Origin of the sequence: Labrys methylaminiphilus subsp. lupini (assembly GCF_051161885.1) — a bacterium.
GTDB lineage: Bacteria > Pseudomonadota > Alphaproteobacteria > Rhizobiales > Labraceae > Labrys.
Map to the genome: position 1 here is coordinate 1,785,493 of NZ_JBMDIH010000001.1, position 16,690 is coordinate 1,802,182.

The following is a 16,690-nucleotide window of genomic DNA, read 5'->3' on the forward strand; positions in this document are numbered from 1 at the left end:
GCTCTTTTTTGAAGAAACGAGGCGCTCCGGCTATGTCGATGCCACGCGCCGTGGGCTGGGGCCACGCTTGCCGATCAGCGGCCATAACAGCCGCCAGGCCAGCAGCACGAGCACGATCGCAGCATAGATCAGCGGTTCGATCAGCCAGACCTTCTTGATCATGATGAAATGCAGCGCTCCGAGCGCGATGGCAGGGTAAACGAGCTTGTGCAATTTCGACCAGACCTTCCCGCCGAGCTTGCGGATCGACCAGTTCGTCGACGTCAGTGCCAGGGGCACGAGCAGGGTAAAGGCGGCCATGCCGATGGTAATGTAGGGGCGGCGCAGTATGTCCTGGATGGCGGCATGGAGATCGAGGCCACGGTCGAGCCAGAGCCACACGCTCAGATGCAGCAGCGCATAATAGAAAGCCACCAGGCCGAGGGCACGCCGATAGCGCAGGAGATTGATGCGCAGAAGCTGGCGTAGCGGCGTGATGCAGAGGCAGGCGATCAGGAAACGCAGAGCCCACAGGCCCAGCCCCCATTCGAGCTGGGCGATGGGATCTGCACCGATGCGTCCGGTGAAGGCAAGATAGAACAGCCAGACGGCCGGCAGCATGCCGATGACATAGACGAGCCATTTGAGCACGGGTTGCAGGCTGGCGCGTGTGAGCTGCATCAGTAATAAGCCTTCAGATCCATGCCGGAATACATCGCGGCCACCTGCTCGCCGTAACCGTTGAACATCAAGGTCGGCTGCCGGCCGGCCAGCAGGCCGGCGCCAATGCGCCGTTCGCTCGCCTGGCTCCAGCGCGGATGATCGACCTCTGGATTGACGTTGGAATAGAAGCCATACTCGCTCGAATTTTCCAGGTTCCAGGACGTGGGCGGCTGCTTCTCGACCAGGCTGATGCGCACGATCGACTTGATGCCCTTGAAGCCATATTTCCAGGGCACGACCAGGCGTAGCGGCGCGCCGTTCTGGTTCGGCAGCGTCTCGCCATAGAGGCCTACAGCGAGGATGGTGAGCGGATTGAGCGCTTCATCCAGACGCAGCCCCTCGACATAGGGCCATTTCAAAGCCGGAAAGAAGGCCGATTGACCCGGCATCTCCGTGGGGCGAACCAACGTCTCGAAGGCGACGTATTTGGCGCTTCCCTGCGGCTCGGCCTTCTTGATCACGTCGGCGAGAGCAAAGCCGAGCCAGGGGATGACCATCGACCAGGCCTCGACGCAGCGATGGCGGTAGATGCGCTCTTCGAGACGATAGGGCTTGATGAAGTCTTCAAGCGCATAGGTCGCCGGCTTGTTGACGAGCCCGTCGACCTTGATGCTCCAGGGCGTGGTGGTAAGCTTGCCGGCATAGGCAGCCGGATCGGACTTGTCGGTGCCGAACTCGTAGAAATTGTTGTAGCTGGTGATGTCTTCCAGACTGGTCTGCTTCTCGTCGGTGGAATAAGTGCTCTTGGCGCCCGACAATTTGGCCGCTTCGGCGGAGAACGGCAGAAGAGCCGCGCCAGCCGCCGCGCCTATGCCAGCTAGGAAACGTCGCCGGTCGACATAGGCTTGCTGGGGCGTGACATGGGCCTCGGTGAGGTCGGGGGTGTGGCGGATCAGCATGATATCCCCTGGTCGGTGGACGTGAACTTACTACCCCTTATACGCCCGTGCGGGGATCGATGTTTCTCACGATCACGTAAGGCCAATGGTAAAATCGATGTGCGCGATCGTGATCAGCGCGTTACTTCAAGCCGCCCGCCCCTTGGGCTGAACCTCGATCGTCACATGCGATAGCGAAGGAAACATCGCCAGCTTGCCGCGATAGAAGTCCGGCTCGCGGGGATGGGCCGAGGCGATGGACAGGATGGCCCCGAGATGGCCGGGACCGAGCCGCCACAGATGCAGGTCGGCGACCTTGTCGCCCTCCTCCTCGATGGTCCTGCGCATGGCGTCTGCAAGTCGGCGGTCGGGCAGCATGTCGACCAGGATACCGCCGGTGTCGCGGATCAGCGTATAGGACCAACTGAGGATGACGGCGGCGCCGACCAAGCCGGCGACCGGGTCCATCCAGCTCCAGCCGGCCAGGAGACCAAGCAGGAGGCCAGCGATCACCAGCACGGACACGGCCGCGTCGGCCATGACATGAGCAACCGCCGAGCGCATGTTGTTGTCGTGATGCCCGCCATGGGAATGAGATTCGGCGAAGGCCGTCGTCAGACGTTCATCGCCGAATTCGAGCCTGATGCCGAAGGCATGGGGTTCCGGGATCTCCTCACGCGATTCCAGATAGGTGCCGTGGTTCGTGAAGGTGAAGCGCTGTCGGGTGCCATCCTCCCGCTTGGTCTCAAGGCTGACCATACCCGCATCGGGCATGGAGCCATGTGGAGGGTGCAGGCGGAAACGCGGCGGAACGCCGTCCTCAAATATGCTGAGTTCGAGCGGGCCGGCAGCCGTTGAAAATCGACGCTCTTCCTCGTGATGGTGATGGGAGCCGTGATCGTGCTCATGGCCGTGTGCGTGATGATGATGGTGACCGCTCCCATTGAGCAGCCATACGCTGGCAATATTCACGGCCAAGCCCAGCACCGCGATGACGATCGCCTGACCATAGTCGATCGGAACCGGAGCCAGCAGGCGTATCACGGCCTCATAGGCAATCAGCAACGCGATCATCGCCAGGATGACGGCGCTGGTATAGCCGGCCAGGTCGCCGACCTTGCCGGTGCCGAAGGTGAAGCGCCGATCGAAGGCATGCCGGCGCGCGTAACGATAAGCCAGTGCCGTCAACAGCAGGGCGCCGGCATGGGTCGACATGTGCAGGCCATCCGCCATCAACGCGATCGAGCCGTAGATGGCGCCGCCCGTGATCTCCACCCCCATCATCGCCACGCAGAGGATGATGACTGCCCAGGTCCGGCGTTCGTTCGAATCGTGGTCCGCTCCGAGGAAGACGTGGCTGTGCTCGAAGGGGGCATTGGCGGTCGGCATGGTCATTTCAGATAACTCCTGACGACATCGATCAGATGCTCGGCGGCTTCCCTGCGGGCCGCTTCGTCGAGGCCGGGCGTCATGATGTGGTCGCGGACATGGTCCTCGATGACCTCGGCCATCATGCCGGCGATCGAACCCCTCACCCCGGCCAGCATGTGCATGATGGGATCGCAGCCCAGCTCACTCTCGAGCGCCCGTTCGATGGCCTCCACCTGCCCCTTGATGCGGCGAACTCGCGCCAGAAGCTTGGCCTTTTCCTGGATCGTATGGCTCATGATACCCTCTATAGCATAGGGGGGTAGGCTATATGGAGTAAAGCTAGACGGCAAGGACGTGGATAAGGCGCTGGAAGACATTTCGGTGTGCCGGTCTCCAGACCGGCAATATTCAGGAAAGCGCGGTGGTTTCATGCCGGTCCCGCTCCATCTCTTGATGGAGCGGGACCGGCACACCTAGAGCCTACAGCCTGGCGATGTCGCCCCGGGCCCAGTTTTCCTTGGTCTCGGCCTTGAAGTCGGCAAAGCGCCCTTCGGCGATGGCGGCACGCATGCCGGCCATCAGGTCCTGATAATAGGCCAGGTTGATCCAGGTCAGCAGCATCATGCCAAGGATCTCGTTGGCCTTGGTGAGGTGATGCAGATAGGCGCGGCTATAGTCGCGGGCGGCCGGACAGGTGGACGCTTCGTCGAGCGGACGGGGATCCTCGGCGTGGCGAGCGTTCTTGAGATTGACCTTGCCGAAGCGCGAATAAGCCAGGCCATGGCGCCCCGCACGCGTCGGCATCACGCAATCGAACATGTCGATGCCGCGCGACACGCTCTCGATCAGGTCGTCCGGCGTGCCGACGCCCATCAGATAGCGCGGTTTTTCATGCGACAGATGCGGCTCCACGGTCTCGATCATCTTCAGCATTATGGCTTGCGGTTCGCCGACGGCGAGTCCGCCGATGGCGTATCCGGGGAAGTCCATGCTCGACAGTGCTTGTGCAGACGCAATACGCAGATCGGGGATGTCGCCGCCCTGCACGATGCCGAAGATCGCCTTGCCGGGCTGGGTTCCGAAGGCGCGCTTGGAGCGCTCGGCCCAGTCGAGTGACAGCCGCATGGCCCGCTCGATGTCCTTGCGGGTCGATGGCAGGCGCACGCATTCGTCGAGCTGCATGATGATGTCGGAATCGAGCAGGGTCTGGATCTCGACCGAACGTTCCGGCGTGAGGCGATGGTGGGAGCCGTCGATATGGCTCCTGAAGGTGACGCCGTTCTTGTCGAGCTTGCGTAGCCCCGCCAGCGACATCACCTGGAACCCCCCAGAATTGGTAAGGATCGGGCCCTGCCAGCGCGAGAAGTCATGCAGGCCGCCGAGGGCTGCCACCCTCTCCGCGCCAGGACGCAGCATGAGGTGATAGGTATTGCCGAGGATGATGTCGGCGCCCAGGTCCTTGACCTGGTCTATATACATCGCCTTGACCGTGCCGGCCGTACCAACCGGCATGAAGGCCGGCGTGCGTACGCTACCGCGCCCTAGATGCAGGGCGCCGGTGCGGGCGGCGCCCTCGGTGGCATGAATGGCGAAGGAGACCTCGCCGGCGGTCGTCTGTGTCGAAGTATTCAGCATGGCGCCCGCCATAGCAGACTGGCATCGCCATAGGAATAGAAGCGGTAGCCCTCGGCGATGGCATGCGCATAGGCCGCCTTCATGGTGTCGTAGCCGGCGAAGGCCGAGACCAGCATCATCAGGGTCGAGCGCGGCAAGTGGAAATTGGTCATCAGGGCGTCAGCCGTGCGGAAGCGATAGCCAGGCGTGATGAAGATCGAGGTCTCGTCGGCGAAAGGCTTGATGGTGCCGTCTGCCGCAGCCGCGCTTTCGAGCAGGCGCAGCGAGGTGGTGCCGACGGCGACGATACGTCCTCCCCTGGCCTTGCAGGCGTTGAGCGCTTGCGCCGTCTCAGGGGTAACAACCCCGAACTCGGCATGCATCTTGTGTTCGGATAGATCCTCGCCCTTCACCGGCAGGAACGTGCCGGCGCCGACATGCAGCGTGACGAAATGGCGGGCAATTCCGGCCGCATCCAGCCTGTCAAACAGGTCGGGCGTGAAATGCAGCCCGGCCGTGGGAGCGGCGACCGCACCATCGGCCTTGGCATAGATAGTCTGGTAGTCCTCGCGGTCCCGCGCATCTTCGGCACGCTTGGAAGCGATATAGGGCGGCAAAGGAATATGGCCGACCGTCGCGATCGCAACGTCCAGCGCCGCACTCTCCAGTGAAAAGCGCAGAACGACCTCCCCGCCCTCGCCCTTTTCTTCGACAGTCGCCCTCAGGTTCTCACCGAATTCGATGGTGTCCCCGACCGCTAGGCGCTTGCCGGGGCGAGCGAAGGCCTTCCATTGCGCCGGGCCGAGGCGCTGGTGCAGCATGGCCTCGATCGCGGCCCCTGCCCCACCCGGGCGACGACGCAGGCCGTCGAGGCGGGCCGGGATGACCTTGGTGTCGTTGAAGACGAGCATGTCGCCTGCCCTCAGCATGGCCGGCAGATCGGATACGATACGATCGGTGAGCGCGGCACGGGCCGGATCGACTTCGAGCAAACGCGCACGGTCGCGGGGCTCGGCGGGGCGAAGCGCGATATTCTCGGCGGGAAGATGAAAGTCGAAATCGGAAACGCGCATGTCCAGCGATCCATACGGCCGGCACGCCGGTCGAACCTGTGATGGCCGCCACTGCCAGCGCGGCTGAGCAGGGACGCTAAATTGCAAAGGGCATCACCGGATCTCTCCGATGATGCCCGATTTTTTGCCTCAGGGCGTATTTAGGCGACGTCGGCCTGAACGCGCATGGAGACGATCTTGTCGGGGTTCACCACCGGCTCGCCACGCTTGATCTTGTCGATATTCTCCATGCCCTCGACGACCTTGCCCCAGACCGTGTACTGGCGGTCGAGGAACTTGGCATTGTCGAACACGATGAAGAACTGCGAATTGGCGGAGTTCGGCATCGAGGAGCGGGCCATCGAGCAGATGCCACGCACATGCGACTCGTCGTTGAACTCCGCCGGAAGGTTCGGATGCTTCGAGCCGCCGGTGCCGCGGCCATCGGGGCAGCCGGCCTGCGCCATGAAGCCATCGATCACGCGATGGAAGACGATGCCGTCATAGAACTTCTCGCGGGCGAGCAGCTTGATGCGCTCGACGTGCTGGGGGGCGAGGTCCGGACGCAATTCGATGACGACACGGCCCTGCGTGGTTTCCATGACGATCGTGTTTTCGGGATCAGCGGCCATCGGCACGCTCCTTTCTGTCGGAAAGCGGAGTGGAATGACGGCTAGATAGTCTCTGGCCGCCCGTCTTGCAATTGGCGATTGCGATAGATATCGGCCTTACTTGGCCATCTGCATCTTGATGATCTTGTCGGGATTGCTGACCATGCCGTTGTCGCTGGCATCACCCTTCTTGATCTTGTCGATGGCGTCCATGCCCGATACCACCTCGCCGACGATGGTGTACTGGCCATCGAGGCTGGCCTGTGGCGCATACATGATGAAGAACTGAGAATTGGCCGAATTCGGGTCGGAGGAGCGGGCCATGCCGACGACACCGCGCACGAACTTGGCTTTGTTGGTGAACTCGGCCTTGAGGTCGGGCAGGTCAGAACCGCCGGTGCCGGTGCCGGTGGGATCGCCGGTCTGCGCCATGAAGCCCTCGATCACGCGATGGAAGACGACGCCGTTGTAGAAGCCGCGCTTCACCAGCGTCTTGATCTGCTCGACATGCTTGGGCGCGAGGTCAGGCCGAAGCTTGATGGTGGCGCGGCCATGCTGGGTGTCGAGATAGACGGTGTTGGCATCGGCCTGGGCAGCTTGGGCGGGAGCGACGGCGAAGAGGCCGATCACGACGGCCAGGGCGGAAAGAATACGAAGCAAGGATTGTCTCCCTCGAAGACGGAATGAATTGCGGGTCTTGTCCGCAGGTGGATCAGGAGGTCGGCTTGGCGAACCGGACCTTCAGGCGGCGCAGCACGCCTGCCGGCACGAATCCGGAGACATCGCCGCCCATGGCCGCGATCTGGCGCACAAGCGTGGCGGTGATAGGGCGTACGATCGGCGAGGACGGCAGGAAGATGGTCTGCACGCCCGGCGCCAGGGCGGCGTTCATGCCGGCCATCTGCATCTCATAATCGAGATCGGTTCCGTCACGCAGGCCGCGGATCAGCAATGTCGCTCCCACGCGGCGGGCCGCATCGACGGCAAGATCGGCAAAGGTGACGACTTCCAGACGGCCAGGGCCCAGCAAGGGACCGCAATCCTCGCGGATCATGTCCATGCGCTCCTCCGCCGTGAACAGAGGGGCCTTGCCGGGATGCACGCCGATGGCGACCACCAGCCGATCCGCCACGGCCGCGGCATGCCTGATGACGTCGACATGGCCGTTGGTCAGGGGATCGAAGGAGCCGGCGTAGAAGGCCGTCCTTGGCGTCGTGCTGGCTGAGGTCATGGCACTCTCATTGTTAGGGCGTGTCGTCAGTTATGGTTTCGGGCTGGACGGGAGCGATTTTGGCCATCTGCAGCGTTGCTTCGCTTGCCAAGAGGCAAGTCTTGGCAGCGCTCGCTCCTCCCATCTCGCCATTTTTGACCTCATCTAGCTCCAAACCATAGCTTACGACACGCCCTAAGGCTTAAGCCGAATATCCAGGCAGCCGAAATGTTTCATTTTGATACACTTGCTGCCGATCATGGTGGCGAGGCCGGCTTGCCGGAACTTTGAAAAATCATCGTCGTGGTCGTTCGCCCAGGGAACTTTCTGGCTGGCCGCGCATTGACTGAGGCACGAACTACGTCAAGCGAAATGCCTCGAAATTTGCAGTCTAGCGGGCAAATCCAGCCCAAAAACGGTTGATGCTCATGGCTCTCGCTCTTGTCATTTCCTTCGCACCCTCCCCTGCACTGCCGGGGCCGCAAGGACGGCGTGTGCGAAAGCGCACGGCGAGTCACGGCCGCATCATGGTTAATAGGTCATAAGTGATCAAACAAGGTTGAGACATACCTGAGCTGATAGGATGCATGGCTATGACAACCCTTCGCCCGGCCCTGGCAATCGGTGCAAGCCTCTTCGCCCTCGCTGCCGCTTCTCTTCTGGACGTGGCCCGCATGCAGCCCCAACAGGTTGCTGCGAGCCGTGGTGACCGGTTGAACGTCGCGTCTCTCGCCGCCAATTGCGGCAAGAATTCGGTGATCGCCGCCTGCGCTGGCAATGCCGCTATCGAGCAGGCAATGCCGCCGGTGACACTGGTCCAGGTTTTCGAGGGCGCCAACCAGACCACACTGGTCAAGGTCAAGCTCTCCCACTGATATCGAATTCGCTGTCGCGCCCCTGCTTTCGGCGTGGGATACGACAGCTTCCCTCCTCCAAGACCGCCGGTTCGGCCGATCGCAAGGCCTTATCGGAACTTACAAACGGCACCCTCTCACGGGTGCCGCTTTTTTTGGTGAGGCCTTATTCCTCGCCGCCTTCCTCTTCCTCGTCGCCGCCTTCGTCACTGACGCGCTCGACCGAGACGACCTTCTCGCCCTCGGCCGTATTGAAGACGATGACGCCCTGCGAGCCACGCCCAACGATGCGGATACCCTCGACCGGGCAGCGGATGAGCTGCCCGCCATCGGTCACCAGCATGATCTGGTCGCTGTGTTCGATGGCATAAGAGGACACCAGCTTGCCGTTGCGCTGGTTGACGGCCATGGCCACGATACCTTTGCCGCCGCGGCCGGTGATGCGATATTCATAGGATGAGCTGCGCTTGCCATAGCCATTCTCGGAAATGGTGAGAATGAACTGCTCTTCGGCCGAGAGCTGGGCGTAACGCTCGGTGGAGATCTCCACCGAGGCTTCGCCCGTTTCCTCCGCATCCTCGACGCCATTGTCGCCGTTTTCGGTTTCTCCGGCCACGGCACGTCGCATCTTGAAATAGGCGGACCGTTCTTCGGGGGAAATCTCGCGATGGGCGATGATGTCCATGGCGATGACGGTGTCCTCGCCCTCCAGCCTGATGCCGCGCACGCCCATGGAGTCACGTCCCTTGAACACGCGTACATCAGGCACAGGGAAGCGGATGCACTGGCCCAGTGCTGTGGTGAGCAGCACGTCGTTGGCCTCGGTGCAGATCGAGACGTCCCGGATCTGCTCACCCTCCTCCAGCTTCATCGCGATCTTGCCGGCGCGGTTGACCTGGACGAAGTCCGAAAGGTCGTTGCGGCGCACCGTGCCGGATGAGGTGGCGAACATGATGTGCAGCGTCGCCCACTGGTTCTCGTCTTCGGGCAGCGGCATGATCGAGGTGATGCGCTCGTCCGCCTCAATCGGCAGCAGGTTGATGAAGGCCTTGCCGCGTGCCTGGGGTGCCGCCAAGGGCAGGCGCCAGACCTTCTCCTTATAGACGCGACCTTTGGAGGAGAAGAACAGCACCGGCGTATGGGTATTCGCCACGAACAGATAGGTGACGAAATCTTCTTCCTTGGTCTGCATGCCGGAGCGGCCCTTGCCGCCGCGATGCTGCGCCCGATAGGTGGAGAGCGGCACGCGCTTGACATAGCCGGCATGGGACACGGTCACCACCATGTCCTCGCGCTGGATCAGGTCCTCGTCCTCGAAATCGGCATCCGAATCGAGAATCTCTGTCCTGCGCGGCGTGGCGTGGGCCGTCCTGATTTCCTCGAGCTCCGTTCGCGCGATCGTCATGATGCGCTCGCGCGAACGCAGGATATCGAGATAATCGCGGATCTGGTCGGCAAGCTTTTGCAACTCGTCGCCGATCTCGTCACGGCCGAGGGCCGTCAAGCGAGCCAGGCGCAGTTCCAGGATGGCGCGGGCCTGGGCATCCGACAGGCGGTAGGTGCCGTCCTCGTTCATCGGATGCTTGGGATCGTCGACCAGCAGGATCAAGGGGGCGATGTCGCCCGTCGGCCAGTCGCGTCCCATCAGGGCCTCGCGAGCCGTGTTGGGATCCGGGCTGGTACGGATGATGCGAATGACCTCGTCGATATTGGCGACGGCGGTGGCGAGGCCGCACAGGATATGGGCGCGGTCGCGTGCCTTGTTCAGCAGATATTTCGTGCGGCGGCTGATCACGACTTCGCGGAAATCAACGAAGGCCGAGATCATGTCCTTGAGGTTGAGCAGTTCGGGCCGGCCGCCATTCAGCGCCACCATGTTCGCCCCGAAGCTGGTCTGCAGCGAGGTGAAGCGATAGAGCTGGTTCAACACCACTTCGCCGACGGCATCGCGTTTGAGCTCGACCACCAGGCGCATGCCCTGGCGGTCCGACTCGTCGCGCACCTCGGCGATACCCTCGATCCGCTTCTCGCGCACGAGTTCGGCGATACGCTCCTGCAGGGTCGCCTTGTTCACCTGATAGGGAATGGCGGTGACGATGATGGCGTCGCGATCTTTGCGGATTTCCTCGATCGTGGCGCTGGCGCGCATGATGATCGAGCCGCGCCCAGTGTTGTAGGCCGAGCGGATGCCCGAACGGCCGACGATGTTGGCGGCGGTCGGGAAGTCCGGCCCCGGGATCAGCTCCATCAATTCGTCGATGGTGATGGCCGGATTCTCGATATAGGCCAGACAGCCGTCGATCACCTCGCCGAGATTGTGAGGCGGAATGTTGGTGGCCATGCCGACAGCGATGCCGCCGGCGCCATTGACCAGGAGATTGGGAAAGCGTGCCGGCAGGACCGTCGGCTCCGATTTGGTGCCGTCATAGTTTTCCTGGAAGTCGACCGTGTCCTTGTCGATGTCGTCGATCATCGCCACGGCGGCTTTCGACATACGCGACTCGGTGTAGCGCATGGCCGCCGGCGGATCGCCGTCCACCGAGCCGAAATTGCCCTGCCCGTCCACCAGCATCAGGCGCATCGAGAAGGGCTGGGCCATGCGGACCAGGGCGTCGTAGATCGATTGGTCGCCATGTGGATGGTACTGACCCATCACGGCGCCGACGATATTGGCCGACTTGACGTATTTGCGATCGGGCGTGTGGTTGTTCTCGTACATCGAATGCACGATGCGCCGATGGACCGGCTTCAGGCCGTCACGCACGTCCGGCAAAGCACGGCTCACGATCACGCTCATGGCGTAATCGAGATAGCTGCGCCTCATCTCGTCGGTGATGGAAGTCGAGCGGATGTCGGACGGTTCTCCGTCATCCGGCCTCTTGTCGTTTTCGTCAGTCAATGCACGGCCTCAAACCAATTCTGCGGCGTCCTCGTGAGCACGACGCGTATTGGGAATACGCTCCTTGCTCACGCTTTTCGTTCTCGACGCGTCCTAGAGCAAAGTGCGTTCAAGCGTGAACGCCAATTCGCTCCAGCTCTTTGTTTCAACGCATCTTTGCGATTTGAAGTGATCCATTCAAATCACAAAACGCTACGGCGATTCTCAGTGATTCCATTAAATCGCAAAACGCTTTAGCCCATTCCGCCCCCCGGCACCACCCTGGCGCTTCGGGTGCCAACAGCATTCTTCGATTTGTCTTTCAAAGGGTTATTCGTGACTCTTACCCAATGCTGTGGAGCCGAAAAACATGGCAGGCGTGAGGCACCCGCTCATGTAGGCCTTCGCCCGCACACCCCGGTCGCGCATCCATAGAAGAATTTCCGATACTCCACCTGCAGGCCTTCCGCTTCCAGCATGCGGGCGAAGGCGGAGGCATCTCCGAAATTGGCGCTGTAGGTTCCGATCATCGCAAAATCCTGAGCCCCTTTCAGAAGGAAGCGTTCGATCATGGGCAGCACGGCTCTCAAATGAAACCGATAGAGCGGGCGTAGCCACCATCCCTTGGGATCGGAAGCCTCGATCAGCGAGAAACTGCCTCCCGGCTTGAGACAGCGGGCGATCAAGGCCGCGAGCTTGCGATGCTGGACCGGGTTGAACGTCTTCAGCCCGAAGGTTGAAATCACGAAATCGGCGCTGCCATCGGGCAAGTTGCTGGAGAGGACGTCGTCCTCGATGAAGGAGATCTTATGGGCTCGATGCGCATGGAGACGGGTCATGGCGCGCTGGTGCATGCCCGTGGAAATATCGACGGCAACGATGCCGCCGATGGCGGGGTGGCGCTTCAGAAGATGGGGCCAGGCCTCTCCAGTGCCGGCCATGAGGTCGTAGCCCGTCGCGGCGGATGCCGCCGGTGCCGGCAGCGCCTCGACGCATTGCCGGCGCCAGCGTTCGGTAAAGCCGAGCGAACACCAAGTGCTGAACGCGATATATTTATCGGAACAGCGATCGAAGACGCCTTTTACGAATTGCGGGTCGTAGATGTCCTCAGCCATTCGCTACCGCTATGGGAGTTGCGTGACAAATTTACCGGCTAGAGCGCCTTGCGATTTGACGGAAGCCGCGGGAATCGCAAAGACACGTTGAAACAAAGGCTTAGCCCAGGCGAGCGGTTACACTTAAACGTGCTTTGCTCTAGGGCAACAGGATCGACGATCCCGTCGTCCCCCGCCCTTCCAGGTCCTCATGCGCCTTGCGGGCATCCTTGAGTGCATAACGCTGGTTGACCGGGATGTTCACCTTGCCGGAGGCGACCGTCTCGAACAGGTCATGGGCCGTGGCCAGAAGATCGGCGCGTTCGGCGACATAAGTTCCCAGCGTCGGGCGGGTGGCGAAGAGCGAGCCCTTCTGGGACAGGACCAGCATGGGAACCGGCTCGACCGGGCCGGAGGCATTACCGAATGAAACCCACATGCCGAGCGGCTTCAGGCAGTCGAGCGAGCCGGGATAGGTATCCTTGCCCACGCCGTCGTAGACCACGTCGCATTTGCGGCCATCGGTGATTTCGGCGACACGCTTCACCCAATCCTCGTCGCGGTAGAGAATTGTGTGGTCTGCGCCATTGGCGCGGGCCAGGGCGGCCTTTTCTTCCGAGCCAACGGTGCCGATCACGGTGGCGCCTAGCGCCTTGGCCCATTGGCACAGGATCAGCCCGACGCCGCCCGCGGCCGCATGCACCAGCACGGTCTGGCCGGTCGCAACCTTGAAGGTACGCCGGATCAAATATTGCGCTGTCATGCCCTTGAGCATCATGCCGGCTGCCTGCTCATAGGAAATCGCCTCTGGCAGCGGGACGAGCCTATCGGCCGGATAGGTGCGTTCCGATGCATAGCTGCCATTGGCGCCGGCATAGGCCACGCGGTCGCCAGGCTTGAATTCGGTCACCCCGTCGCCGACCGCGACCACCTCTCCGGCGCCCTCTGCGCCGAGAGTGAAGGGCAGAGACGGCGCCTTGTAGAGGCCCGAGCGATAATAGGTGTCGATATAGTTCACGCCGCAGGCATGCTGACGGATCAGGACCTCGCCGGCTGCGGGCAGCGGTGTGGCGATCTCCTCATAGGTGAGAACCTCGGGGCCGCCGGTCTGATGAACGCGAATGGCTGCGGGCATGGCAAATACCTATCGTTGAAATCAAGTCATGAAACGGTGGGTCGCCTTTCGGGCGCTTGCAATTGTAATCCGGTGTGAGCACGCCTGACGATGTTGCCGATGTCGGGGATGATGTCCAGGGTCGTCGGCGTTGACAAGGGCGCCCCTGCTGCGGGCATTACTCCGCCCTGCGATCATGAACCGGTGCCGTGCGGAAATATCCGAGGATCAGGAAATAAACACCGATGATGCAAAGCGCCCAGGTGACCCAGTGTGCCGGGTCGACATTTTCCCAGATCGCCACAATCGCCAGCACCGACCATGCCACCAGCAAGGCCAGCGTGGGCAAACGAAGCTTGGTCACGCGCAGTGGATGCACGAACACGAAGGATGCGAAGGTCATCAGACCGAGCGCCAGCACCGCCAGGAAGATGAGGGTCATGGACAGGATCGTCGGCTGGGCCGGGCTGAGCAGGAAGAAATAGAATACGATCAGGTTCCATACGGCCGGGAAGCCTTTGAACCAGGCATCCTCCGTCTTCATCTCGTTGTCGGCGAAATACATCGCGCTGGTGAGAAGAATCACCGCCATGGCGATGAGGTTGAGCACATTGTTCGAACCGCCGAGCATGCCCGAACTGTAGAGGGCATAGGCCGGGACGATGACATAGGTAAGATAGTCGATGATCAGATCGAGAGCGACGCCCGACCAGCGGGGCGAAGCTTCGGTGATGTTGATCTTGCGGGCAATCGTGCCGTCGATGCCATCCACGAACAAGGCGAGCGCCAGCCAGGCGAACATCGTGCGCCAATCATGTTGGACAGCCGCTATGAGGGCAAGAAACCCCCACAGCACTCCGCTGGCCGTAAACAGGTGCACACCGAAGGCCAGCCGCTTCTGCTGCGGGGTGATCGGATTGCCGGAAGATATAGGAGGTGATGAAGCCAACGCTGCTCGGATTCTCTACTGAAGGAGTGTCATCATATCGCCACATACCATCGGCGCTAGAATATTTTCTCTCTCCGGTTCGGGTGCCCACAAGAACTTCCAGGCCGGCACGCTGGATGCCGCACGCTCCCGATGAGGGCGTTTGGCGGTTGACAGGTCCCCTCACGGGCACCAACACTGCTCGAACCACCCACATCGCCGAGCCGGAAGTCGAAAACGAGCGCGCGATCCATGGAATGGTCGGCACTATCTCTGGCGTCCGGTGACATGCTGGGAGCGCCGCCGTGGTTCTGGGCGATCTTCGCATCGTCCATTACCGCCATTCTCATCTTCGACCTGGGTTATCTCAATCGCCGCATTCCGGTCCTGTCGCTTGGCCAATCGGTCGCCTTGACGACGGCCTATGCCGTCCTTGCCGCCCTGTTCGGCTGCGGCGCATGGCTGTATTTCGGGCCAGAGAAAGGCTCGCTGTTCTTTACGGCTTACGCGCTGGAACAATCACTTTCGATCGACAATGTCTTCGTAATGTCGGTGATCTTCGCCTTTTTCGGCGTACCTCGCCAATATCAGCATCGGGTGCTTTTCTGGGGAATCGTCGTCGCCATTGTCCTGCGGGCCATCTTCGTCGGCCTCGGCGCGGCGATCGTGGCGCGATTTGCCTGGGTGCTCTATCTGTTCGGCCTCTTTCTGATCGTGACCGGGCTGCGCATGCTTCGTAGCATGGACGAACAGGTCGATCTCGACCAGAATCGGGCGATTGCATGGTTCATGCGTCATCTGCGCATGACGACGAAGATCACCGGCGAGCATTTCTTCGTTCGTCTGCCAAAGCCTGGCGGCGAAAGGCCCGTCCTGCATGTGACGCCCCTGTTCGCGGCCTTTGCGGTGGTCAATGTGGCGGATATCGTCTTCGCCGTGGACAGCGTGCCGGCAGTCCTGTCGCAGACTCAGGACCCCTTCATCGTCTACACATCCAACATCTTCGCCATTCTCGGGCTGCGGGCGCTATACTTCGTCATTGACGCGCTTATCGCCACGTTTCGCTATCTGAAGGTCGCCCTGGCGATATTGCTGATTTTTATCGGCGCCGTGATTTTCTATGAACGTCTCGTCGGCGAGTTCGACAATGTGCTGACCATGACGATTACCTTTGCGACATTGGCGATCGCCGTACTCGCCTCGATCTTGAAACCCGAGCGGACCTGATTGCATCAAGCGGTTCGAGCCGCGTCTTGTCCGTAGAGGCGCTCGAATTGGGAAATCAGCCGGGCAAGACCGGCATCGGTATCGCCGATACCCCTGCCGTTCAATTCCTGGTCGAGAACGGTTACGTCACTGGCCCCGTGATCGAATGCGACGGCGGCCTGCGTCTGGTATAGACAACTTATTCCTTGCGCTGATGCGGCAAACTCGGTATGCACCCGGCTTCGCTTCGGCCGGAGGCTGAACGGATGACTGCGCTTGCGCAGTGGAGCCCCAGGGTTCCTGCATCCCGTGTCTTCGCCCTCTTAAGACATTCCTCGACGGCCTGCCGGGTCACGAGGGGCTTCGCGCCAGGCGAACGTGACAACCACGACGCGTTGTAACCAAAAGACAGGCCATCTCATGCCGAATTACGAGCATGTCTTCCTGGCTCGCCAAGACGTGACCTCACAGCAGGTCGAAGCGCTGACCGCCCAGTTCAAGGGTGTGATCGAAGCGCATGGCGGCACCGTAGGCAAGACCGAATATTGGGGCGTCAAGTCCCTGCAGTATCGCATCAAGAAGAACCGCAAGGCTCACTTCACGCTGCTGAACATCACCGCGCCGCATGCGGCCGTGGCGGAAGTCGAGCGTCAGATGTCGATCTCCGAAGACATCCTGCGCTTCCTGACCCTTTCCGTCGACGAGCTCGAGGAAGGCCAGTCGGCCATGCTGCGCAAGTCCGACCGCGACGAGCGTCGTGATGACGACCGTGGCTTCGGCTTCGGTGGCGGCCGTGGCGGCCCCCGCTCTGGCGGCAATGATCGCCCTCCGCGCCGTGAGCGCTTCGAAGGCGCTTCTGAAGAGCAGCCGCAGGGAGAAGAATGATCATGGCTACCACACCTGGACGCCGGCCCTTCTTCCGCCGCCGCAAGACCTGCCCGTTCTCGGGCCCGAATGCGCCGAAGATCGACTACAAGGACGTCAAGCTCCTGCAGCGCTACATTTCCGAGCGCGGCAAGATCGTGCCTTCCCGTATCACGGCCGTTTCGGCCAAGAAGCAGCGTGAATTGGCTCAGGCCATCAAGCGCGCCCGCTTCCTGGGCCTGCTGCCCTACGTGATCGGCTGATGCGTTTGCGGCGAGGCGCTCTTAAAGTATTTTCCAGAAAAGTTGATAGAC

General features: G+C 61.5%; 18 protein-coding genes. 5 read left to right on the plus strand and 13 right to left on the minus strand.

What is annotated here, in order from left to right; translation table 11 throughout:
* Positions 1-30: 30 nt before the first annotated feature.
* The 9 genes from msrQ to coaD all read right to left on the minus strand — a co-directional run bounded on the left by msrQ (position 31) and on the right by coaD (position 7,459).
* A complete protein-coding gene (gene msrQ, locus ACN6KF_RS08425) occupies positions 31-660 on the minus strand; it encodes a protein-methionine-sulfoxide reductase heme-binding subunit MsrQ (RefSeq protein WP_434956415.1) in 630 nt (209 codons plus the stop codon).
* On the minus strand, positions 660-1,601 hold the full coding sequence (msrP, locus tag ACN6KF_RS08430) for a protein-methionine-sulfoxide reductase catalytic subunit MsrP (RefSeq protein WP_434956416.1): 942 nt from the start codon (positions 1,599-1,601) through the stop codon (positions 660-662). Before msrP ends, msrQ begins: the two co-directional genes overlap by 1 nt.
* 126 nt (positions 1,602-1,727) lie before the next feature.
* Positions 1,728-2,975 (minus strand): CDF family Co(II)/Ni(II) efflux transporter DmeF, encoded by a 1,248-nt coding sequence (dmeF, locus tag ACN6KF_RS08435; protein ID WP_434956417.1) that lies wholly within the window; start codon positions 2,973-2,975, stop codon positions 1,728-1,730.
* Entirely contained in the window at positions 2,972-3,247 is a 276-nt protein-coding gene (locus ACN6KF_RS08440) for a metal/formaldehyde-sensitive transcriptional repressor (protein ID WP_434956418.1), read from the minus strand. Before ACN6KF_RS08440 ends, dmeF begins: the two co-directional genes overlap by 4 nt.
* A gap of 184 nt (positions 3,248-3,431) precedes the next feature.
* On the minus strand, positions 3,432-4,586 hold the full coding sequence (tgt, locus tag ACN6KF_RS08445; protein WP_434956419.1) for a tRNA guanosine(34) transglycosylase Tgt: 1,155 nt from the start codon (positions 4,584-4,586) through the stop codon (positions 3,432-3,434).
* On the minus strand, positions 4,580-5,638 hold the full coding sequence (queA, locus tag ACN6KF_RS08450; protein WP_434956420.1) for a tRNA preQ1(34) S-adenosylmethionine ribosyltransferase-isomerase QueA: 1,059 nt from the start codon (positions 5,636-5,638) through the stop codon (positions 4,580-4,582). The genes tgt and queA overlap by 7 nt, the downstream gene beginning before the upstream one ends.
* A 140-nt stretch (positions 5,639-5,778) precedes the next feature.
* Positions 5,779-6,249 (minus strand): peptidylprolyl isomerase, encoded by a 471-nt coding sequence (locus tag ACN6KF_RS08455; protein WP_434956421.1) that lies wholly within the window; start codon positions 6,247-6,249, stop codon positions 5,779-5,781.
* Between the two features lie 96 nt (positions 6,250-6,345).
* Positions 6,346-6,888, minus strand: a complete 543-nt coding sequence (locus ACN6KF_RS08460; RefSeq protein WP_434956422.1) for a peptidylprolyl isomerase — start codon at positions 6,886-6,888, stop codon at positions 6,346-6,348.
* A 52-nt stretch (positions 6,889-6,940) separates the two neighbouring features.
* Complete coding sequence (coaD, locus tag ACN6KF_RS08465; RefSeq protein ID WP_434956423.1) at positions 6,941-7,459, minus strand: pantetheine-phosphate adenylyltransferase; 519 nt, start codon at positions 7,457-7,459, stop codon at positions 6,941-6,943.
* A 572-nt stretch (positions 7,460-8,031) separates the two neighbouring features.
* Here coaD and ACN6KF_RS08470 point away from each other — a divergent pair.
* Positions 8,032-8,313: a hypothetical protein gene (locus ACN6KF_RS08470; protein WP_434956424.1), complete on the plus strand. Its 282-nt coding sequence runs from the start codon at positions 8,032-8,034 to the stop codon at positions 8,311-8,313.
* A gap of 145 nt (positions 8,314-8,458) precedes the next feature.
* On the opposite strand, the gene gyrA is transcribed toward ACN6KF_RS08470, so the two are convergent.
* The 4 genes from gyrA to ACN6KF_RS08490 form a co-directional block, all read right to left on the minus strand.
* Positions 8,459-11,116, minus strand: a complete 2,658-nt coding sequence (gene gyrA, locus ACN6KF_RS08475; protein ID WP_434959638.1) for a DNA gyrase subunit A — start codon at positions 11,114-11,116, stop codon at positions 8,459-8,461.
* A gap of 446 nt (positions 11,117-11,562) precedes the next feature.
* The gene (locus ACN6KF_RS08480) at positions 11,563-12,285 is read right to left on the minus strand and encodes a class I SAM-dependent methyltransferase (protein WP_434956425.1); all 723 of its coding nucleotides are present in this window, start codon (positions 12,283-12,285) and stop codon (positions 11,563-11,565) included.
* A 139-nt stretch (positions 12,286-12,424) separates the two neighbouring features.
* On the minus strand, positions 12,425-13,399 hold the full coding sequence (locus tag ACN6KF_RS08485) for a quinone oxidoreductase family protein (protein ID WP_434956426.1): 975 nt from the start codon (positions 13,397-13,399) through the stop codon (positions 12,425-12,427).
* Positions 13,400-13,556: 157 nt separating this feature from the next.
* Entirely contained in the window at positions 13,557-14,327 is a 771-nt protein-coding gene (locus tag ACN6KF_RS08490; protein ID WP_434956427.1) for a CDP-alcohol phosphatidyltransferase family protein, read from the minus strand.
* A 231-nt stretch (positions 14,328-14,558) separates the two neighbouring features.
* Here ACN6KF_RS08490 and ACN6KF_RS08495 point away from each other — a divergent pair, with 231 nt between their 5' ends.
* From ACN6KF_RS08495 to rpsR, 4 genes are all read left to right on the plus strand, one after another.
* Entirely contained in the window at positions 14,559-15,533 is a 975-nt protein-coding gene (locus ACN6KF_RS08495) for a TerC/Alx family metal homeostasis membrane protein (RefSeq protein WP_434956428.1), read from the plus strand.
* 26 nt (positions 15,534-15,559) lie between these two features.
* Complete coding sequence (locus tag ACN6KF_RS08500) at positions 15,560-15,706, plus strand: hypothetical protein (protein WP_434956429.1); 147 nt, start codon at positions 15,560-15,562, stop codon at positions 15,704-15,706.
* A gap of 226 nt (positions 15,707-15,932) precedes the next feature.
* Positions 15,933-16,397 (plus strand): 30S ribosomal protein S6, encoded by a 465-nt coding sequence (gene rpsF / locus ACN6KF_RS08505; RefSeq protein WP_434956430.1) that lies wholly within the window; start codon positions 15,933-15,935, stop codon positions 16,395-16,397.
* Positions 16,398-16,399: 2 nt separating this feature from the next.
* The gene (gene rpsR / locus ACN6KF_RS08510) at positions 16,400-16,639 is read left to right on the plus strand and encodes a 30S ribosomal protein S18 (protein WP_434956431.1); all 240 of its coding nucleotides are present in this window, start codon (positions 16,400-16,402) and stop codon (positions 16,637-16,639) included.
* Positions 16,640-16,690 lie beyond the last annotated feature (51 nt).